17 protein-coding genes and 1 tRNA gene are annotated in these 19,082 nt (G+C 62.4%); 10 read left to right on the forward strand and 8 right to left on the reverse strand.

The features are described from left to right. Position 1 precedes the first annotated feature (1 nt). Both XB14_RS09055 and XB14_RS09060 read left to right on the forward strand, forming a co-directional pair. Positions 2-706 carry an HAD family hydrolase gene (locus XB14_RS09055; RefSeq protein WP_077961274.1) on the forward strand — a complete coding sequence of 235 codons (705 nt, stop codon included), beginning with the start codon at positions 2-4 and terminating at the stop codon, positions 704-706. Between the two features lie 523 nt (positions 707-1,229). Continuing rightward, a tRNA-Leu gene (locus tag XB14_RS09060) sits at positions 1,230-1,314 on the forward strand. Between the two features lie 85 nt (positions 1,315-1,399). Here XB14_RS09060 and XB14_RS09065 read toward each other — a convergent pair. From XB14_RS09065 to wrbA, 3 genes are all read right to left on the reverse strand, one after another. After that, positions 1,400-1,618: a hypothetical protein gene (locus XB14_RS09065; protein WP_077961275.1), complete on the reverse strand. Its 219-nt coding sequence runs from the start codon at positions 1,616-1,618 to the stop codon at positions 1,400-1,402. Between the two features lie 80 nt (positions 1,619-1,698). Continuing rightward, a complete protein-coding gene (locus XB14_RS09070) occupies positions 1,699-1,941 on the reverse strand; it encodes a DUF2188 domain-containing protein (RefSeq protein ID WP_077961276.1) in 243 nt (80 codons plus the stop codon). Positions 1,942-2,171: 230 nt separating this feature from the next. Further along, complete coding sequence (gene wrbA / locus XB14_RS09075; protein ID WP_077961277.1) at positions 2,172-2,771, reverse strand: NAD(P)H:quinone oxidoreductase; 600 nt, start codon at positions 2,769-2,771, stop codon at positions 2,172-2,174. Between the two features lie 165 nt (positions 2,772-2,936). Between wrbA and XB14_RS09080 the strand changes: the two genes are divergently transcribed. Next, positions 2,937-3,692, forward strand: coding sequence for a competence/damage-inducible protein A (locus tag XB14_RS09080; RefSeq protein ID WP_077961278.1), 756 nt, complete (start codon positions 2,937-2,939; stop codon positions 3,690-3,692). 129 nt (positions 3,693-3,821) lie between these two features. Continuing rightward, the gene (gene gpt, locus XB14_RS09085; RefSeq protein ID WP_034791068.1) at positions 3,822-4,319 is read left to right on the forward strand and encodes a xanthine phosphoribosyltransferase; all 498 of its coding nucleotides are present in this window, start codon (positions 3,822-3,824) and stop codon (positions 4,317-4,319) included. 69 nt (positions 4,320-4,388) lie between these two features. Here gpt and XB14_RS09090 read toward each other — a convergent pair whose 3' ends face one another. Further along, positions 4,389-5,864 (reverse strand): NAD(P)H-hydrate dehydratase, encoded by a 1,476-nt coding sequence (locus tag XB14_RS09090; RefSeq protein ID WP_077961279.1) that lies wholly within the window; start codon positions 5,862-5,864, stop codon positions 4,389-4,391. Between the two features lie 342 nt (positions 5,865-6,206). Between XB14_RS09090 and XB14_RS09095 the strand changes: the two genes are divergently transcribed. The 3 genes from XB14_RS09095 to hspQ all read left to right on the forward strand — a co-directional run bounded on the left by XB14_RS09095 (position 6,207) and on the right by hspQ (position 8,629). Further along, complete coding sequence (locus XB14_RS09095; protein ID WP_003528058.1) at positions 6,207-6,545, forward strand: P-II family nitrogen regulator; 339 nt, start codon at positions 6,207-6,209, stop codon at positions 6,543-6,545. A gap of 64 nt (positions 6,546-6,609) precedes the next feature. Beyond that, the gene (glnA, locus tag XB14_RS09100) at positions 6,610-8,019 is read left to right on the forward strand and encodes a type I glutamate--ammonia ligase (RefSeq protein ID WP_077961280.1); all 1,410 of its coding nucleotides are present in this window, start codon (positions 6,610-6,612) and stop codon (positions 8,017-8,019) included. Positions 8,020-8,299: 280 nt separating this feature from the next. Then, a complete protein-coding gene (gene hspQ / locus XB14_RS09105; RefSeq protein ID WP_077961281.1) occupies positions 8,300-8,629 on the forward strand; it encodes a heat shock protein HspQ in 330 nt (109 codons plus the stop codon). Positions 8,630-8,707: 78 nt separating this feature from the next. Here the strand turns inward: hspQ and XB14_RS09110 are convergent, their stop codons facing one another. Continuing rightward, positions 8,708-9,337 carry an invasion associated locus B family protein gene (locus XB14_RS09110; RefSeq protein ID WP_077961282.1) on the reverse strand — a complete coding sequence of 210 codons (630 nt, stop codon included), beginning with the start codon at positions 9,335-9,337 and terminating at the stop codon, positions 8,708-8,710. 273 nt (positions 9,338-9,610) lie between these two features. Here XB14_RS09110 and XB14_RS09115 point away from each other — a divergent pair, with 273 nt between their 5' ends. Together XB14_RS09115 and XB14_RS09120 are read left to right on the forward strand one after the other, a co-directional pair. Next, entirely contained in the window at positions 9,611-11,425 is a 1,815-nt protein-coding gene (locus XB14_RS09115; protein WP_077961283.1) for an extracellular solute-binding protein, read from the forward strand. A gap of 88 nt (positions 11,426-11,513) precedes the next feature. Further along, positions 11,514-12,176 carry a DsbA family oxidoreductase gene (locus XB14_RS09120; RefSeq protein WP_077961944.1) on the forward strand — a complete coding sequence of 221 codons (663 nt, stop codon included), beginning with the start codon at positions 11,514-11,516 and terminating at the stop codon, positions 12,174-12,176. A gap of 77 nt (positions 12,177-12,253) precedes the next feature. Here the strand turns inward: XB14_RS09120 and mfd are convergent, their stop codons facing one another. Then, entirely contained in the window at positions 12,254-15,757 is a 3,504-nt protein-coding gene (gene mfd / locus XB14_RS09125; protein WP_077961945.1) for a transcription-repair coupling factor, read from the reverse strand. A 7-nt stretch (positions 15,758-15,764) separates the two neighbouring features. After that, positions 15,765-16,070 (reverse strand): succinate dehydrogenase assembly factor 2, encoded by a 306-nt coding sequence (locus tag XB14_RS09130; protein WP_077961284.1) that lies wholly within the window; start codon positions 16,068-16,070, stop codon positions 15,765-15,767. 153 nt (positions 16,071-16,223) lie between these two features. Between XB14_RS09130 and recG the strand changes: the two genes are divergently transcribed. After that, positions 16,224-18,329: an ATP-dependent DNA helicase RecG gene (gene recG / locus XB14_RS09135; protein ID WP_077961285.1), complete on the forward strand. Its 2,106-nt coding sequence runs from the start codon at positions 16,224-16,226 to the stop codon at positions 18,327-18,329. A gap of 43 nt (positions 18,330-18,372) precedes the next feature. Here the strand turns inward: recG and XB14_RS09140 are convergent, their stop codons facing one another. Beyond that, the gene (locus XB14_RS09140; protein ID WP_077961286.1) at positions 18,373-19,077 is read right to left on the reverse strand and encodes a DUF502 domain-containing protein; all 705 of its coding nucleotides are present in this window, start codon (positions 19,075-19,077) and stop codon (positions 18,373-18,375) included. Between the last annotated feature and the right edge of the window lie 5 nt (positions 19,078-19,082).

The raw sequence follows: 19,082 nt of genomic DNA on the forward strand, positions 1-19,082 counted from the left end.
CATGCCCCATGCAGTGACGACCGTCGGCTTCGACGCCGACGATACACTCTGGCAGAACGAGCAGTTCTTCCGGCTGACGGAAGCGCGCTTCGCCGAACTCCTGAGTGCCCACACCGACACCGAACACCTCTCCGACCGGCTGCTTGCCGCAGAGAAGCGCAACCTCGGCCTCTACGGCTTCGGCATCAAGGGCTTCGTGCTCTCCATGGTCGAAACCGCCGTCGACGTCACCGACGGCAAGGTGCCCTCCTCCGTCATTGCCGAGATCCTCTCGGCCGGGCGCGACATGCTCGTGCATCCGGTCGAACCGCTGCCGCATGTCAAAGAAACCCTCGACGCGCTTCATGGCCATTTTCGTCTTGTCATGATCACCAAGGGCGACCTTTTCGACCAGGAGCGCAAGCTCGCCGCCTCCGGCCTCGGCGACTATTTCGACGCCGTCGAGATCGTCAGCGACAAGAACGCCGCCACCTACGACCGCATCTTCCGCCGTCACGGCGATGGCGCGCCGAAAAGCCTGATGGTCGGCAATTCGCTGAAGTCCGATATCGTGCCAGCGCTCGATGCCGGCAGCTGGGGTGTCTACGTCCCCCATGCGCTGACCTGGTCGTTCGAGCACCATGACAAGCCGGAGAAACACCCGCGCTTCCGCGAACTTGAAGACCTCGGAGGACTGGCCGAGCTCGTTCGTGGCTTGAAGGACTAAGCTCAAGCAACGGCGGTCTCACCCAACGTTGTGACGGGGCGCAGTCGACCGGCGTCGACATGAACTTGCCGGACAAGGGGTTTTAAGTCCCTTGCGCCGGACGAGGCTCATCAGGGCGACGGCAACCCGTAGATGACTGCGACGGCCCGAAACCACGGCCCTCAATCCAGAAGCAATGAACGTGGCGTTTCTTCGCCTTGCAACTTTACGATGTAATCGACTTAGCATGGCGACCGACTGCCCGAAACGCAGGATTCAGTTCCTCCACAATCTGCGGTACGTAGAATAGAACGCCGACTCGGCCTGCCAAATAGGGCGTTTGCCGTGCGTCGGCAGGCCTGATCACATCGGCTCCTCCGGCCAAGGAGGCCACCAACCGACTAAGGTCGAGAGCGCGATTTCCCTGCCGGGCTGTTGCCCCGGCCGGAAATGCCGGGATTACAACCGGATTTTGCGGGACGGTCGGGAAAGCTGTTCCCATCCCCTTGACGCAGCAGCCCAAGTGATTGATCTAGGGGCGATTGCGGGCGTGGCGAAACTGGTAGACGCAAGGGACTTAAAATCCCTCGGCCTTGGCTGTGCGGGTTCGATCCCCGCCGCCCGCACCAGGCAATCGGTTTTTAAAGATTCAATAGGCGACGCGCACCCAACTCTCGCAGGAGAGCGAGACGTTGCGCCGGCGAGAATGGCCGCTCAGCTATTGTAGTAATAACAATCGCATTCGGCCTGGTAGGCATCATCGTGCCATACGCGAACGGCGAGCTTCGTTGCGCATCCCTGGTTTTCCAGCCTGAGGCCGAGAAGCGAGACCGCTGCCGCCTTCGAATTGGGGGCGTCCACCTCGATTGCCGATCCGACCTGGTGGACACCCTGCCGCGGGGTCCAGGTGAAGATCTGAACGCTGTAGTGCATCGAATACCCTCCATGGAGAAGTGGTGTGCACGCAATACTAAACGCTATGTGTTCGCAGTGAGCCGGTCGCCTTGACCGTTTCAGCCGTCCTCGACGGTCGCTTCGGGTCGATCGCCGCCATCCGTGTGTTCGAAGTGCCAGTTGCCCTGTTCGTCCTGGAAGCTGATCTCTTCGTCGTCACCACCGACCTGTTGTTCGGCGGCGGCTGCCTTGGCGGCGGCAAGCGCCATTTCGCGGTCAGGAAAGGGTTCCGAAAAGGCGTCGGCAGCCTTGTAGGCCCATCCGCCGTCATGAGGAACGATGGTGTAAGTAATCCGCGCCATACTTCCCTCCCAGTAATCCGAAAGACGTTTCCCGTCCTCGGCGGGCCGTTGCCGCACAGCCCTGCATTCCTCCTCGTCAAAGGCATACTCAATGCCGAACGCGGCGGATCTTAGCACAAGTGTGGTACGAATTGCCACATTCGCGAATCACCCGGAATGGCTAGCCGCAAAACAGAAAGGCGGCGCCTTGCGGCGCCGCCTAAGCTCTTGAAACGATTAGGTCGAACTGATCAGGCCGAAAGCTTCGCGGCGATCTTGGCGACGTGTGCGCCCTGGAAGCGGGCAGCCTGGAGTTCGACCTCGGACGGCTGGCGCGAGCCGTCGCCATCGGTGATCGTCGAGGCGCCATAGGGCGAGCCGCCCTTGATTTCGTCGATACCCATCTGGCCCTGGAAGGCATAGGGTAGACCGGCGACCACCATGCCGTGATGCATCAGCGTCGGAATGAAGCCGAGGATGGTGGACTCCTGACCGCCGTGCTGGGTCGCAGACGACGTGAAGACCGAACCGACCTTGCCGACGAGCTTGCCCTTGGCCCACAGGCTGCCGGTCTGATCGATGAAGTTGCGCATCTGCGAGGCAACCGTGCCGAAGCGCGTGCCGGCGCCGAAGATGATTGCGTCGTATTGGGCAAGCTCTTCGACATTGGCGACCGGTGCGGCCTGGTCGAGCTTGTAGTACGAAGCCTTGGCAACCTCCTCCGACACCAATTCGGGGACGCGCTTCACGTCCACTTCGGCGCCAGCCGATTTCGCACCCTCGGCCACGGCATAGGCCATGGTTTCGATATGTCCATACGCCGAATAATAGAGAACAAGAACCTTGGCCATAAAATGCTCCTTTGGATTCAAGCGATCCCACTTGATCACTGCCGCCGGGAAGATTTATCAAAATGCGGCCGCCTGCCAGGAGCTATCCGGGAAACAGACTGTTCTCATCTCTCGAACAATAACAACTCACTGTTAAACGATAAGCTTAAATAGATGGAATTACCGATGAGCAGCACAACAATCGTCACAGCCGCCATGGTCGCCATCGGCGACGAACTTCTGTCGGGCCGAACGAAGGACAAGAACATCGGTCACCTCGCCGACATGATGACCATGGTCGGCATCGACCTCAAGGAAGTGCGCATCGTCGCCGACGACGAGGCGGCGATCGTCGAGGCGATCAATGCGGTGCGCAGCCGCTACGATTACGTCTTTACGTCCGGCGGCATCGGCCCGACCCATGACGACATCACGGCCGATGCCGTGTCTCGCGCCTTCGGCGTCGAATGCGTCTACGAGCCGGAGGCGATGGCGCTGCTTGGCGCGATGTACGAACGCCGGGGCATGGAGTTTACCGACGCGCGCAAGCGCATGGCGCGCATGCCGCTCGGCGCGCGTCACATCCCGAACCCGGTATCGACGGCGCCGGGTTTCGCCATCGGCAACGTGCATGTCATGGCCGGCGTGCCGCAGGTCTTCCAGGCTATGCTCGACACTCTGCTGCCTGGTCTGAATGTCGGTTCGCCCCTGCTCTCGCGAACCGTGCGCTCGCCCTTCGGCGAAGGCGATATCGGCAGCCCACTGACGGAGGTGCAGAAGAACCATCCGGAGACGAGCATCGGCTCCTACCCGAAGTTCGACGGCAAGACCTTCTCGACGGATATCGTGGTGCGGGCCCGCGATCCGGAAGCGCTTGCTGCAGCGGAGGCCGATGTCCAGGCAATGATCCAGGCAATCGCCGCCGCGCGGGCAAAGGGATAGTGCGAAGCCCTTGCACTTGGGGCCTCAATGCCGTTATTGCATGTGGGCAAATCAGGATGACGCGTTCCCGCCTGCCCGATCTGCCGGACGCTTCGCCTTACCCTCGTTCAGACAAGCCGGAGCCCACCCATGTCGCTGCCCGATAAAGCCTTTCCCGTTTCCTGGGACCAGTTCCACCGCGATGCCCGGGCGCTTGCCTGGCGGCTGGCCGACAACGGCCAGGAATGGCGTGCCATGGTTTGCATCACCCGTGGCGGCCTGGTTCCGGCTGCGATCATTTCGCGCGAACTCAATATCCGGATGATCGAAACCGTCTGCGTCGCCTCCTACCATGACTACGACACGCAGGGGCAGATGAAGGTGCTGAAGGGCATCACGCCTGAAATCACCAAGGACGGCGGCGAAGGCGTGCTGATCGTCGACGACCTGACCGACACCGGCAAGACCGCAGCAGAGGTGCGCGCCATGCTGCCGAAGGCGCATTTTGCTGCCGTCTACGCCAAGCCGAAAGGCCGCCCGCTCGTCGATACCTTCGTGACCGAGGTCAGCCAGGACACCTGGATCTATTTCCCCTGGGACTTGGGCTTCACCTACCAGGAGCCGATCGCCAAGGGCACGCGCGGCTGACAGTGCATCTGAGCCGGACACGGCGAGTGGCGCCTCAAGAGAGGTGGCTTGTCGGTTCGCGAGTTTCGATCAAGTGATCGGCGGTATCGCGCCGATCAGCGTTTCGGCGGTCAAGCCCCGCCCCGCCTGTGTGCCGGCCGCGCCATGGCGCCAGACCGCGGCGGCCGCCGCCTCGAAGGCCGGCATCCCCTGCGCCAGGTGCGCACCGACGATGCCGGCAAGAACGTCTCCCGATCCAGCGGTCGCCAGCCACGGCGGCGCATTGTTATTGACGACGGCCCGTCCGTCCGGTGCGGCAACGACCGTGTCGGCGCCCTTGTAGACGATTACCGCATGGCTCGCCCGCGCCGCGGCCTGTGCCTTCTCGATCTTCGAAAGCCCGTCATCACCGGCAATCTCGGGAAAGAGGCGGGCGAACTCGCCTTCGTGCGGCGTCATGACCATCTGGCCTCCAGCTCTCGCCAGAGCCGCGAAGAGTTCGCCGGGGTTCGCCTGGAACGATGTGATGCCGTCGGCGTCGAGCACCAGAGAGCGATCGCAGAGCGCAAGCGCAAAGTCCCTCGCCTTCTTGCCGATGCCGAAACCCGGCCCAAGGACGAAGCTACCCAGGCGCTGGTCCTGCAGCCATTTGGTAAGGTCACGCTTGCCATCGACTTCCTTCACCATCACCGCTGTCAATTGCGATGCATTGATGCCGAGCGCCGCCTTGCCCGTGGCAACGGTGACCAGGCCTGCGCCGGCAGCAAGGCCCGCCGCCGCCGAAAGGCGCGCCGCGCCCGTGGCCTGACGATCGCCCGAGAAGACGACGAGATGGCCCCGCTTGAACTTGTGCGTCGACGCCGCAAGTTCGGCCGCCCAGTCCGCCCAGACGGACGGTGCGTTGAGGCGCAGCGAACCTGCGCCGGCGCGCACGATGCGCTGGGGAATGCCGATGTCGAATACCTCGAGTGTGCCGCAGAGGGATCGCCCGGGCAGAAGCCAATGACCGGGCTTTGGCGCCATGAACGTGACGGTGTGGCGGGCGGCAAAGGCGGCGCCCCGGATCTCGCCGGTCCGGCCGTCGATGCCGCTCGGCAGATCGATGGCGACGACCGGGACGCCGCTGGCATTGACCCGTTCTATAAGGTGAACGACGTCGTCCGGGAGGTCGCGTGACAAGCCAGCCCCAAAGAGCGCATCGATGACGACATCGCCAGCCTGTGGTTCGAATGCAGAGATTGGCGCGGCAGGACCACTCCAGTCGGACCAGGCCCGCGCTGCATCGCCTTGAAGCCTGGCGGGATCGGCGAGGACGAACACCGCGACATCCGCCCCACTTTCGGCGAGACCGCGGGCTGCAACATAGCCATCGCCGCCATTGTTGCCCGGGCCGCAGAGCACGGCGAAGCGGCGGGCATCCGGGAAATATCGCAGGGCCGCCGCCGTCACCGCCAGCCCGGCGTTGCGCATCAGAGCGAAGCTATCGATGCCGGATTGCGCAGCCGCCCGATCGATCGTCGTCATTTCGGAGGGCGTGACCAGGACGTGCTGAAGTTCTAAGCGCATTCCCAGACTTATCCATGCCCGAGCGCGTGAAGCAAGAGTTCGATCCCGGCGATAGTTTGCTCATAAATTCTGCATTTGCACATATTTAGTGCTCAAATAACGAGCTTTGCGAGCGCACCGGGTTGGCGCTGCCACTAGAGACGGACATCTTTCGATCGAAAATTACAAAAAATAGGCAGATTGCGCCCCGCCGAAGGCATGGAAATCCCGCATTCGGCCCGCCGGCAGCAGATTTTTTGTCGTTCTGACAGATTTTCGCAGAAAAACTGGCATGCAACGTGCATATTCAGAGCGAGCGGGCATGATCCTGCTTTCAAGGGAGAAGCGGAGAGACATTTTCTCATGAAAAAGATCGAAGCGATCATTAAGCCCTTCAAGCTCGACGAAGTGAAGGAAGCCCTTCAGGAAGTCGGCCTGCAGGGTATCACCGTCACAGAAGCCAAGGGCTTCGGGCGGCAGAAGGGTCACACGGAGCTGTATCGCGGCGCGGAATACGTGGTGGACTTCCTGCCGAAGGTTAAGGTCGAAGTCGTGCTGGCGGATGAAAACGCGGAGGCCGTCATCGAGGCGATCCGCAACGCCGCGCAAACCGGCCGCATTGGTGACGGAAAGATTTTCGTTTCCAATGTGGAAGAAGTCATCCGAATTCGCACGGGCGAAACCGGCCTCGACGCCATCTGACATCACGGGCCGTCCGGCCCGGTTCTTTTCAAACCTCGTCATCTCACACAGGGAATAACGGCAAATGACGACTGCAAGCGATATTCTGAAGCAAATCAAGGACAACGACGTCAAGTTCGTCGACCTGCGCTTTACCGATCCCAAGGGCAAGCTGCAGCACGTGACGATGGACGTCGTCTGCGTCGACGAAGACATGTTCGCCGATGGCGTCATGTTCGACGGCTCCTCGATTGGCGGCTGGAAGGCCATCAACGAGTCCGACATGGTGCTGATGCCCGATCCGGAAACAGCGCATATGGACCCGTTCTTCGCGCAGTCGACGATGGTCATCATCTGCGACATTCTCGATCCGGTTTCGGGCGAAGCCTATAACCGCGACCCGCGCGGCACGGCCAAGAAGGCGGAAGCCTACCTCAAGGCCTCCGGCATCGGCGACACCGTGTTCGTCGGCCCGGAAGCCGAATTCTTCGTCTTCGACGACGTCAAGTACAAGGCCGACCCGTACAACACCGGCTTCAAGCTCGACTCCTCGGAACTGCCGTCGAACGACGACACCGACTATGAGACCGGCAACCTCGGCCACCGTCCGCGCGTCAAGGGCGGCTACTTCCCGGTTCCGCCGATCGACAGCTGCCAGGACATGCGCTCGGAAATGCTGACGGTACTCACCGAAATGGGCGTGACGGTCGAAAAGCACCACCACGAAGTGGCGGCCGCCCAGCACGAGCTCGGCGTCAAGTTCGACGCGCTCGTTCGCAACGCCGACAAGATGCAGATCTACAAGTACGTCGTGCACCAGGTCGCCAATGCCTATGGCAAGACGGCAACCTTCATGCCGAAGCCGATCTTCGGCGACAACGGCTCGGGCATGCACGTGCATCTGTCGATCTGGAAGGACGGAAAGCCGACCTTCGCCGGTGACGAATATGCCGGCCTTTCGGAGACCTGCCTCTACTTCATCGGCGGCATCATCAAGCACGCCAAGTCGCTGAACGCCTTCACCAACCCGTCGACGAACTCCTACAAGCGTCTCGTCCCGGGCTACGAGGCACCGGTTCTGCTCGCCTACTCGGCGCGCAACCGTTCGGCTTCCTGCCGCATTCCGTTCGGCACCAACCCGAAGGCCAAGCGCGTCGAAGTCCGCTTCCCGGATCCGACCGCCAACCCCTACCTCGCCTTTGCAGCCATGCTGATGGCCGGCCTCGACGGCATCAAGAACAAGCTGCACCCGGGCAAGGCCATGGACAAGGACCTCTATGACCTGCCGCCGAAGGAGCTGAAGAAGATTCCGACCGTCTGCGGCTCGCTGCGCGAAGCACTTGAGAGCCTCGACAAGGACCGCAAGTACCTGACGGCCGGCGGCGTCTTCGACGACGACCAGATCGATTCCTTCATCGAACTGAAGATGCAGGAAGTCATGCGCTTCGAAATGACCCCGCATCCGGTCGAGTACGACATGTACTACTCGGTCTAAGACCGTTGAGACCGGTGGCGTCGATCATCGGCTCGAACAAGGCTCAAGGCCGGCGGCTCCCCAATCGGAGCCGCCGGCCTTTTCTTTGGCGCAGACGAGCGCAAGCCCGAGCGAGGAGCAGCACGAAACTGTCGAATTGTGTGATATTATGTTGCCGACAACCTTTGCGCGTCCGCGGGACGCGCGGCGCGAGATCGATCAACGGAAGGCGGAAGGGAATTCCCTATTGATGTTTTGGGTTCGCCAACCCAGATAATCTCCTGAAAGGATGTGTTGCGTCATGAAACAGAGAAACGCCAAATTCGAGATCGGACAGGTGGTTCGCCATCGGGTTTTCCCGTTCCGCGGCGTCATTTTCGACGTCGATCCGGAATACGCCAACACCGAGGAGTGGTGGAACGCCATTCCGCAGGAGATCCGCCCGAGCAAGGATCAGCCCTTCTATCACCTGTTCGCCGAGAACGACGACAGCGAGTATGTCGCCTATGTCTCCGAGCAGAACCTGGAATTCGACGACAGCGACCGGCCCATGCGCCACGCGCAAGTCGATGCCCTTTTCGACAAGGATGGCGTCGGTCACTACAAGCCCAAGGCGACGTTCCGCCACTAAGGCACTTCGCTCTCGAACAAATGAAAACGCCCGGACCTTGCGGTCCGGGCGTTTCTTTATGAGTTCGCGGAGCGCCGCTTAGTTCTGCTTGGCAGCCTTCTGGGCTTCTTCAAGCTTCTTGCGTGCGTCCTCGGCCTTCTTCTGCATTTCTTCCTGCAGCAGGCGCTGACGCTCTTCGAGTTGCGACTGCTCGATCGGCTCGCCGTCGAATACACCGGTGAAGCCCGTGAGGGCCATCTTGATCGGGTTCGGAGCGCGCTGGAAGTTGACCGAGGTGAAGACGACCTCATTGCCCTTCTTCAGGCTGGCGATCAGCTGATCGGAAAGCGGGGCTTCGGCAACACACTTGTCGGGCATGCAGATGGCATAGTCGAGCTTGACCGGCTTGCCGCCGTCGATCTGCATCTGAACGCCGGTCGGAATGAGACGCGCGGACGGTACGGAAACCTGCATGATCTTGCGGTTGACCTTGCCGGAAACGGTGATGAGACCGACGGCGGTCACGAGCTGGCCGTTGTTGGCGGTCAGGAGGTTCTGAACGATGCAGACATCGTTGTCTTCCTGCTTGGTGCAGACCTTGAACCAGCCCTGCGGCGGCTTGCCGCCGGCCTGCTGTGCAGACGCAACGTTCGGAACGCCCGCAGCAGCTACCGTGAGCGCCAGCGCAGCCATGCCCGAACGTCTTGTAATATTCGACTTGAAGATCATTGTGATTCCGTCTCCTGAAATCCGGTAACGGAACAGTTCGTTCCGCAGGTGAGTATCGTCAGCCGCCGTTGTCCTGTTGGCCAAATAAGGCAAATGCATGACCCCGTTTCCGGAAACACCTGTTACATTGGCTCGCTTCGATTATCCAGTGTTTCCTGTCATTTTTTGACTTCTTACTGGGCGGAATTTGGGCGACGGATCGGTTGGATTCATCGGTCGCCGTTGGTAACGTTCAGGGAATCGGCCTGTTGATACCCCTCACGGGAGGTGACCTTGCGTGCAATTCTTTCCGGTCTGGCGCTGATCCTGACCACCACTTCATTCGGAACTGCTGCGGTAGCCGCTCCCGTGCATGCCATTGCCATGCACGGAGAGCCGGCGCTGCCTGCCGATTTCAAGAACTTTCCCTACGTCAATCCGGACGTAAAAAAGGGCGGAAAGATCTCCTATGGCGTCGTCGGCAGCTTCGACAGCCTCAATCCCTTCATCCTGAAGAGCATGCGCACGACCGCGCGCGGCATGTGGGATCCGGAATATGGCAACCTCGTCTACGAATCGCTGATGCAGCGGTCGCGCGATGAGGCCTTCACCATGTATGGCCTGCTCGCCGAAACCGTGGAGTGGGACGACGACCGGACCTTCATTCAGTTCAACCTGAACCCCAAGGCTCGCTGGACCGACGGGCAGCCGGTCACCGCCGAGGACGTGATCTTCACCTTCGAACTGCTGCGCGACAAGGGGCGCGTTCCCTTCAGCAACCGCCTGGCCAAGGTGGCGAAACTGGAAAAAGTGGGAGAGCGCAGCGTGCGCTTCACTTTCACCGAAGATGCCGATCGCGAACTTCCGCTCCTGCTCGGCCTGTCGCCTGTGCTGCCGAAACACGCCATCGACCTTGCGACCTTCGATCAGACCACGTTGAAGCCACCGCTCGGCTCCGGCCCCTACCGCGTCGCCGAGGTGAAACCGGGCGAGCGCATCGTCTACAAGCGAAATCCAGACTACTGGGCGAAGGACCTGCCGTCGAAGGTCGGCCAGGACAATTACGACGAGATCTCCGTTGAGTACTTCCTCCAGGAAAACTCGCTGTTCGAAGCCTTCAAGAAGGGCGAGATCGACATCTATCCCGAGGGTAGCGCCACAAAGTGGGCGCGCGGCTACGATTTCCCCGCGGTCCGTTCCGGCGACGTCGTCAAGGAGACCTTCACACCGAAGACGCCGTCCGGCATGCTCGGCATCGTCTTCAATACCCGCAGGCCAATGTTCGACAACCTCAAGCTTCGGCAAGGTCTGGCGCTGGTCTTCGACTTTGAATGGGTCAACAAGAACCTCTTCGACAACGCCTATACGCGCACCCAGAGCTACTGGCAGAACTCGACACTGAGCTTTCTCGGCGCGGCGGCCGACGACCGCGAACTCGGCCTGATCGGTGACGCGCGCGATCGAATCAACCCGGCGATTCTCGACGGCACCTATCGCCTGCCGGTCACCGATGCCTCCGGCCGCGACCGCAACGTGCTGCGCGTCGCGGTCTCGCTGATGCGGGAGGCCGGATACCAGATCAAGGACGGCAAGATGGTCGATCCCCAGGGCAAGCCGCTTGCCTTCGAGATCATGAGCCAGAACGCCGGCCAGGAAAAGATCGCGCTCGCCTACCAGCGCTTTCTCGCCCCCCTCGGCATCCAGGCGTCGGTGCGCACCGTCGACGATTCGCAGTACCAGCAACGCAGCCAGTCCTTCGACTACGACGTGATCATCAAATCCTACCCCTCGACGCTGTCACCCGGCGTCGAACAGGTCGGGCGCTGGACCGCGCAAGCACGGGACCGGCAGGGAAGCGACAACTTCGCCGGCGTCGCCGACAAGGATGTCGACCGGATGGTCAACAACATCCTGCAGGCCCGAACGAGCGAGGACTTCACAGCGGCGGTGCGGGCGCATGACCGGTTGCTCGTCAACAATTCCTATCTGGTGCCGCTCTACCATCTCGACGCCCAGTGGGTGGCGCGACGCAAACATATCGGTCGGCCCGATATCATGCCGCTCTACGGCTACCAGCTTCCCACCTGGTGGGATCAAGACGCGCAATAGAGGGTTGGTTCCCTTTTGGTAACGCATTGAAAGCCGGATGAAACCGGCTTATCTCGCCTTCAACCGAACAAGGAAAGGCGCCCACACCATGCAAACCGTCAGCATCGATGTCGTCTCGGACGTCGTCTGCCCCTGGTGTTATCTCGGCAAGGCACGGCTCGACCAGGCGATTGCCAACGTTCCGGACGTGCTCGTCACGGTCAATTGGCGTCCGTACCAGCTCAATCCCGACCTGCCGCCCGAAGGGATCGATCACAAGCGGCATCTTGCAGAGAAGCTTGGCGGCCAAGCGGCCGTCGACCGCGCCCACGACACGTTGCGCGAACTCGGCAAGGCCGACGGAATCGCCTTCGATTTCGATGCGGTGAAGATCAGCCCGAACACGCTTGATGCCCATCGGCTGGTCCGCTGGGCCGCGACCAACGGCGAGGCAGCGCAGTCGGCCGTCGTCGGCCTGCTGTTCAAGGCCAACTTCGAAGAAGGCCGCAACGTCGGCGATCACGCCGTGCTGCTCGATATCGCCGAGCAGGCCGGGCTCGATCGCCCCGTCATTGCGGCGTTGCTTGGCTCGGATGCCGACAAGGACGCGGTCAAGGAGGAGGTCGGCATGGCCCGCGAGATGGGCGTGACCGGCGTTCCCTGCTTCATCCTCGAAGGACAATATGCCGTGATGGGAGCGCAATCCGTCGACGTGTTGACGAACGCGCTGCGCGAAATCGCTGAGATGAAGGCAAGCGGCAAGCCGAACTGATCGCGCGGCGATCGGAACATACATGCCGCCAATAGCTCAGGCCATCCTGCCGTATCCAGCGGCAGGATGGCCTTTCGTTATTTTGCCAGGCCGGCAAGCTGCGTCATCACCATTGCCGCACCCGAAAGGCGCTTCTCCGGGGTCACCAGCTCGCGCTGGAAGAAGACGCTCTGGTCCGCTCTGATCTTCACCAGCGTACCCTGCTTGGCGATGTAGCCGACGAGCGCCGCCGGATTCGGGAATTCCTTGTTGCGGAACTGCACGACGACGCCCTTCGGCCCGGCATCGAGCTTCTCGACGTTGGCCGTGCGGCAGAGCGACTTGATGTAGACGATCTTCAAGAGATGCTGGACCTCGATCGGCAGCGGACCGAAGCGGTCGATCATCTCGGCGCCGAAGCCGTCGATCTCCTTCAGGTCCGTCAGTTCGCCGAGGCGGCGATAGAGACCGAGCCTCAGGTGCAGATCCGGTACGTAGTGTTCCGGGATCATGACCGGGGTGCCGACCGAAATCTGTGGCGACCAGCCGGTGTCGTGGATTTCTTCCTCGCCCTTGAGCTCGGCAACCGCCTCCTCGAGCATCTGCTGGTAAAGCTCGAAGCCGACTTCCTTGATATGACCCGACTGTTCCTCGCCGAGCAGGTTGCCGGCGCCTCGAATATCGAGGTCGTGGCTCGCAAGCTGGAAGCCGGCGCCAAGCGTGTCGAGCGACTGCAGAACCTTGAGCCGGCGCTCGGCCATGCCCGTCAGCGTCTTGTTGACCGGCAGCGTGAACAGCGCGAAGGCGCGCACCTTCGATCGGCCTACGCGGCCGCGAAGCTGGTAGAGCTGAGCAAGACCGAACATGTCCGCGCGGTGAACGATCAGCGTGTTGGCCGTCGGCACGTCGAGACCGGACTCGACGATCGTCGTCGACAGCAGCACATCGTAACGGCCGTCATAGAAGGCGTTCATGATGTCTTCGAGCTCAGTCGCCGGCATCTGGCCGTGGGCGACGGCCACCTTCAGCTCCGGAACGTCCGACTTCAGGAAGTCGTGGATTTCCGACAGGTCGCTCAGGCGCGGGCAGACATAGAAGCTCTGGCCGCCGCGATAATGTTCGCGCATCAGCGTTTCGCGGATCACCAGCGCATCGAACGGCGAAATGAAGGTGCGCACCGCCATGCGGTCGACCGGCGGCGTAGTGATCAGCGACAGTTCGCGAACCCCGGTCAGGGCGAGCTGCAGCGTGCGCGGGATCGGCGTTGCCGACAGCGTCAGCACGTGCACGTCGGACTTCAGCTCCTTCAGCCGCTCCTTGTGCTTGACGCCGAAGTGCTGCTCCTCGTCGATGATCAGGAGGCCGAGATTGGCGAAGTTGACCGAGGAGCCGAGAAGCGCATGCGTCCCGACGACGATGTCGGTCTTGCCGTCGGCCACTTCCTTCTTCGTCAGTGCCAGCTCCTTGGAGCCGACGAGACGCGAGGCCTGCTGGATACGGATTGGCAAGCCGCGGAAACGCTCGGAAAAGGTCTTGAAATGCTGGCGCGCGAGCAGCGTCGTCGGCACCACGACCGCGACCTGCACGCCGTTCATGGCGGCGATGTAGGCAGCGCGCAGGGCCACCTCTGTCTTGCCGAAGCCGACGTCGCCGCAGACGAGGCGATCCATCGGGCGGCCGCTGCCGAGATCGTCGCGCACTGCGTCGATCGAGCTCAACTGGTCTTCGGTCTCGTCATAGGGGAAGCGGGCGGCAAACTCGTCATAGACGCCATCCTGGGCGACGAGCGCCGGTGCGCGGCGCGTATGGCGTTCGGCGGCGATGCGGATGAGGCCGCCTGCCATGTCGAGCAGCCGCTTCTTGAGCTTCGCCTTACGCGCCTGCCAGGCGACGCCGCCAAGCTTGTCGAGGATCGCATCGGTGCCTTCCGAGCCGTATCGGGACAGCAGCTCGATGTTTTCGACCGGCAGAAACAGCTTGGCATCGTCGGCATAGACGAGCTCAAGACAATCGTGCGGTGCGCCGACGGCTTCGATGGTGCGCAGGCCGACGAAGCGACCGATACCGTGCTCGGCATGCACGACATAGCTGCCCTCGTCGAGGCCGGCCACTTCGGCGATGAAGTCGGCCCCGCGCTTGCGCCGCTTCGAGCGGCGGACCATGCGGTCGCCGAGGATGTCCTGTTCGCCGATAACGACGAGATCGCCGGTTTCGAAGCCGGCTTCGATGCTGAGCACGGCGGATGCCGCCTCACCCGGTTTCAGCGACTTGACCTCGGCCAGCGCCTTGATCGGCTTGATGTTGCCGAGACCGTGCTCGGCAAGGACCTGGAGCAGACGGTCGAGCGAGCCTTCGCTCCAGCCCGAGATCACCACCTTGGCGCCCTTAGAGCGTCGCTCGGCGATAAATTTGACCGCCTGATCGAAGACGTTGACGCGCTCGTCCTCGGCGTCACCCTCGCCGGCCGACTTCGCCCAGCGCATGCCCTGTCGCGCATCGACCGAGATGACCTGGCGGGCTTCGCCCTCGTGTTCGTTGAAGGGCGACAGGCGAATGGCGTCGCGCGAACTCAGGCCGGCGTTGAAGCCCTGCGAGCTCAGATAGAGCAGTTCCGGCGGAACCGGCTTGTAGGGCGTGCCCTGGGTGGCCTGCGCCTTGCCCGGAGACGCCGATGCCAGACGGGCGTCGTAATAGTCGAGAATGAGCTTCGAGCGCTCAGCCGCAGCTTCGCGCGCCAGATGATCGGTGACGATACGGAAGCCGTCGAGATAGTCGAAGACTGTCTCCAGCCCGTCATAGAACAGCGGCAGCCAATGCTCCATGCCGGCATAGCGCCGGCCTTCGGAGACAGCCTGGTAAAGCGCGTCGTCGCGGGTCGTCGCGCCGAACAGCGACAGGTAGTGCTTGCGGAAGTGGCTGATCGTTTCGGGCGTCAGCGACACCTCGCTCATCGGATTGAGATCGAGGGAGCGGACCTGACCGGTCGTGCGCTGACTTGCAGGATCGAACGAGCGAATGGTTTCGAGCGTATCGCCGAAGAAATCAAGGCGCAGCGGCTCGCCGCTCCCCGGCACGAAGACATCGAGAATGCCGCCGCGCACCGCGTATTCGCCGACCTCGCGCACGGTCGCGACCCGCTCGAAGCCGTTGCGCTCCAGGCGGGCAGCGATGTCGTCCATGCGCACCTGGTTGCCCGGGCGGGCCGAGAACGCCAGACTCTGGATCACGTCCTGCGGCGAGATCTTCTGGAGCGCGGCGTTGACCGTCACCAGCACGATCGCCGCGTGCGGCTTCTTCTTGTGCGCGATCAGCGCACTGAGTGCGGCCAACCGCCGGGCCGAGGTATCGGCGCTCGGCGAGACGCGGTCATAGGGAAGGCAGTCCCAGCCGGGAAGCGTCAGCACCGGAATGTCGGGCGCGACGAAGGAGAGGACCTGCTCCAGATCGGCGATCCGCTGGCCATCCGAAAGAATATAGGCGACCGGCTGGCCGGCACGGGCCAGCTCGGCAAGGACCAGCGCCTCGGCTCCGGAAGGTACCGGCCCGATCGTGATCTCCCGCTGTGCTTCGACAATTTTCTTCGGATCAAGGCCAGCCAGCATCATCGGTCTATTTCATCCCTTCGGGGAGCTTGTCGAAATCCGGACGATAGGCGGTGATGCGCTCGAACATCGGCGTCTGGTAGCGGGACGGCACCGGCTGCTCGCCGGTGATCCATTTCACGAGATCGTTGTCCTCTTCGCCCATGATCGTCTCAAGTTCGTCGAGCTGTTCGTCGGAAAGCGTCGAAAGCTCGGCCTCGGCAAACTGCCCGAGGATCAGATCCATCTCGCGGATGCCGCGATGCCAGGCGCGAAACAGGATCCGCCGTCGACGCGGATCGAGATCGGCGCTGGTGCGTGAGATGCCAGTCATGGGATTTCCTTCCTGCCGCCCGCCATAGCGTCCGTAGGGTCAAACGAACGCCGAAGGCTTTAGGGTACGGTTTTTCGTCAATGGCTCTATAAACGCTGAATAGCCGATTGTCAGCCTTGCCAAAGCCCGAATTATCATCGCAATTTCATCGCCATGCGCCCTGCCCTGCTCGACCCGCTCTTCTCTCCGCTCGACACGCTTCCAGGCATCGGCCCGAAGATCGGCGAACTCTATGCCCGTCTGCTCGGCCGTGACACGATCGAAGACTGCCGCGTCGTCGACCTCGTTTTTCACGCGCCGCATTCGTTGATCGACCGGCGCCAGCAGCCGGGCATCGCCCATGCGCCGCAAGGCGTCATCGTCACCATCACCGGCCGGGTCGATCGCCACCAGCCGCCGCCACGCGGTAAACCCAACCTGCCCTATCGCGTCTTCCTGCATGACGAGACCGGGGAGCTGGCGCTCACCTACTTCCGCGTCAAGGGCAACTGGCTGGAAAAATCGCTGCCGGTCGATGAGACAGTCATCGTCAGCGGCAAGGTCGACTGGTTCAACGGCCGCCCCTCCATGGTTCACCCGGACTATGCGGTCCGGGCAAGCGAAGCGGAAAACCTGCCGCTGGTCGAGCCGGTCTACGGGCTGACGGCGGGACTTTCACCCCGGATATTACGCAAGTCGATCGAGGCGGCCGTCGCCCGCGTCCCGGACATGCCGGAATGGATGGACGACGCGCTGCTGACGCGACAGGGTTTCAGCACAGCGGCCGAAGGTTTCCGGGCGCTCCATGATCCCCGCGACGCGACCGACCTTGATCCGCAGGCACCCGCCCGCCGCCGCCTTGCCTATGACGAGTTTCTGGCCGGACAACTGTCCCTGGCTCTTGTTCGCCAACGCCTGCGCAAGGTCGCGGGGACGCCGGTTCACGCGACCGGCGTGCTTTCCCGTCCGGTCATCAATGCCCTTCCCTTTTCGCTGACGGCGAGCCAGTCGACGGCGATCGCCGACATCCTGAAGGACATGTCCGGGAACGAACGCATGCTCCGGCTGCTGCAGGGCGACGTCGGCTCCGGCAAGACGATGGTCGCCCTGATGGCGATGCTGGCAGCCGTCGAATCGGGCGGACAGGCCGTGCTGATGGCGCCGACGGAAATTCTCGCCCGCCAGCACCATGCGACGCTTGCCAGAATGGCGGCCCCTGCCGGCTTGACGATCGACGTTCTGACCGGCCGCACCAAGGGCAAGGAGCGCGACGCCATCCTCGAGCGCATCGCCTCCGGCGAGACCCGGATGGTGATCGGCACGCACGCGCTCTTCCAGGAAACGGTGAGCTACAAGGAACTGACGCTGGCTGTGGTGGACGAACAGCATCGCTTCGGCGTCCACCAGCGCCTGCGCCTGACTGCCAAGGGGATCTCGCCGCATATGCTTGTGATGACGGCAACGCCCATTCCGCGCACGCTGGTGCTTGCCGCCTTCGGCGACATGGACGTGTCGAAGCTCACGGAGAAGCCCGCCGGGCGCAAGCCGATCCAGACCGTGACGATCCCGACGGAACGCGTTGACGACATCGTCGATCGCTTGGACGCGGCCCTTCGCGAAGGCAAGAAGGCGTACTGGATCTGCCCGCTCGTCGAGGAATCGGAAGCCGTCGATGTCATGTCGGCGGAAGAACGATACGAAGGCCTCGCCAAGCGCTTCGGCGACAATGTCGGCCTCGTGCACGGCCGCATGAACGGGGCGGAAAAGGACGCCGTGATGCTCGCCTTCAAGAGCGGCGAGATCCGCCTGCTGGTCGCCACCACCGTTGTCGAAGTCGGCGTCGACGTGCCTGATGCGACGATCATGGTGATCGAACATGCGGAACGCTTCGGCCTCGCCCAGCTCCACCAGTTGCGCGGCCGTGTCGGCCGTGGCGACGAGGCCTCGACCTGCATCCTGCTCTACAAGGGGCCGCTCGGTGAGACCGGCCGGGCGCGGCTCTCGATCCTGCGCGACAGCGAAGACGGCTTTCTCATCGCCGAGGAAGACCTGAAGCTGCGCGGCGAAGGCGAATTGCTCGGCACCCGGCAATCGGGCACGCCGGGCTTCCGCATCGCCAGCCTGGAAGCCCACGGCGATCTGCTCGAGATTGCGCGAAAGGACGCCGCCTATGTGATCGAGCGCGATCCGGATCTTACCTCGGAGCGCGGCGAAGCGCTGCGCACGCTGCTCTATCTCTACCGCCGCGACGAGGCGATCCGCTTCCTGCGCGCCGGCTGACCTTCCGCCGGCCCGCAAAGGCGACGTTCGCGGCAGCCTGGCATCAAGTGACGGGAAGCTCAGGCGTCTTTTGCTGGCCGATCTTCAAGGGGACGTTGGCGATCGGCTTTTGATCGGGCGTCACGAGCCCCCCCGAAATCAGGAGCTTGGCCGCGTCCTCCGCGCTCATCTCGAGCGGGATGATCTTGTCACGCGGGATGAACAGCAGGAAACCCGCCGTCGGGATCGGGGTCGGCGGCAGGAAGACCGCCACCATGTCCATGCCACGCTCGTTGAACTTCGAGGCGATCTCGCCTTTCACATCCGTTGCGATGAAGACCAGCGACCAGATACCCGGGCTCGGATATTCGATCAGCCCCGCCTTCTTGAAGGAGGACGACTGCTCCTGCAGCACCGTCTGGAATATCTGCTTGGTGGACTTGTAGATCGTGCGGACGAGCGGCGTGCGATTGAGGAGCGACTCGGCAAAATTCACGATCGACCGACCGACGAGGTTTGCTGTCATGAAGCCGACGAAGGTGATCACGAAAATCGCGACGAGCAGGCCGAAGCCGGGGATGGCGACAGGCGAATAGGTGTCCGGGTTGTAGAAGTTGGGCAGGTACGGCTTCACCCAACCGTCGGCCCAATCGATGAACGTGCGCACGAGCCAGACGGTGATCGCCACCGGTGCGCAGATGATCAAACCGGTCAGGAAGTAGTTGCGCAGCCGGGTGCCGATATAGCCGCGTTTTGAGTGTTCCGTCATGCTTC

The sequence above is a fragment of the Ensifer adhaerens genome, from assembly GCF_002007205.1.
GTDB lineage: Bacteria > Pseudomonadota > Alphaproteobacteria > Rhizobiales > Rhizobiaceae > Ensifer > Ensifer adhaerens_D.

Excerpts from the sequence above, each read along its gene's own strand:
- XB14_RS09110 (WP_077961282.1), bottom strand. The coding sequence starts at position 9,337 with ATGATCTTCAAGTCGAATATTACAAGACGTTCGGGCATGGCTGCGCTG.
- XB14_RS09140 (WP_077961286.1), bottom strand. The coding sequence starts at position 19,077 with ATGACGGAACACTCAAAACGCGGCTATATCGGCACCCGGCTGCGCAAC.
- mfd (WP_077961945.1), bottom strand. The coding sequence starts at position 15,757 with ATGCTGGCTGGCCTTGATCCGAAGAAAATTGTCGAAGCACAGCGGGAG.
- gpt (WP_034791068.1), top strand. The coding sequence starts at position 3,822 with ATGTCGCTGCCCGATAAAGCCTTTCCCGTTTCCTGGGACCAGTTCCAC.
- XB14_RS09090 (WP_077961279.1), bottom strand. The coding sequence starts at position 5,864 with ATGCGCTTAGAACTTCAGCACGTCCTGGTCACGCCCTCCGAAATGACG.
- recG (WP_077961285.1), top strand. The coding sequence starts at position 16,224 with ATGCGCCCTGCCCTGCTCGACCCGCTCTTCTCTCCGCTCGACACGCTT.
- XB14_RS09095 (WP_003528058.1), top strand. The coding sequence starts at position 6,207 with ATGAAAAAGATCGAAGCGATCATTAAGCCCTTCAAGCTCGACGAAGTG.
- XB14_RS09070 (WP_077961276.1), bottom strand. The coding sequence starts at position 1,941 with ATGGCGCGGATTACTTACACCATCGTTCCTCATGACGGCGGATGGGCC.
- XB14_RS09055 (WP_077961274.1), top strand. The coding sequence starts at position 2 with ATGCCCCATGCAGTGACGACCGTCGGCTTCGACGCCGACGATACACTC.
- hspQ (WP_077961281.1), top strand. The coding sequence starts at position 8,300 with ATGAAACAGAGAAACGCCAAATTCGAGATCGGACAGGTGGTTCGCCAT.
- wrbA (WP_077961277.1), bottom strand. The coding sequence starts at position 2,771 with ATGGCCAAGGTTCTTGTTCTCTATTATTCGGCGTATGGACATATCGAA.
- XB14_RS09120 (WP_077961944.1), top strand. The coding sequence starts at position 11,514 with ATGCAAACCGTCAGCATCGATGTCGTCTCGGACGTCGTCTGCCCCTGG.
- glnA (WP_077961280.1), top strand. The coding sequence starts at position 6,610 with ATGACGACTGCAAGCGATATTCTGAAGCAAATCAAGGACAACGACGTC.
- XB14_RS09080 (WP_077961278.1), top strand. The coding sequence starts at position 2,937 with ATGAGCAGCACAACAATCGTCACAGCCGCCATGGTCGCCATCGGCGAC.
- XB14_RS09065 (WP_077961275.1), bottom strand. The coding sequence starts at position 1,618 with ATGCACTACAGCGTTCAGATCTTCACCTGGACCCCGCGGCAGGGTGTC.
- XB14_RS09130 (WP_077961284.1), bottom strand. The coding sequence starts at position 16,070 with ATGACTGGCATCTCACGCACCAGCGCCGATCTCGATCCGCGTCGACGG.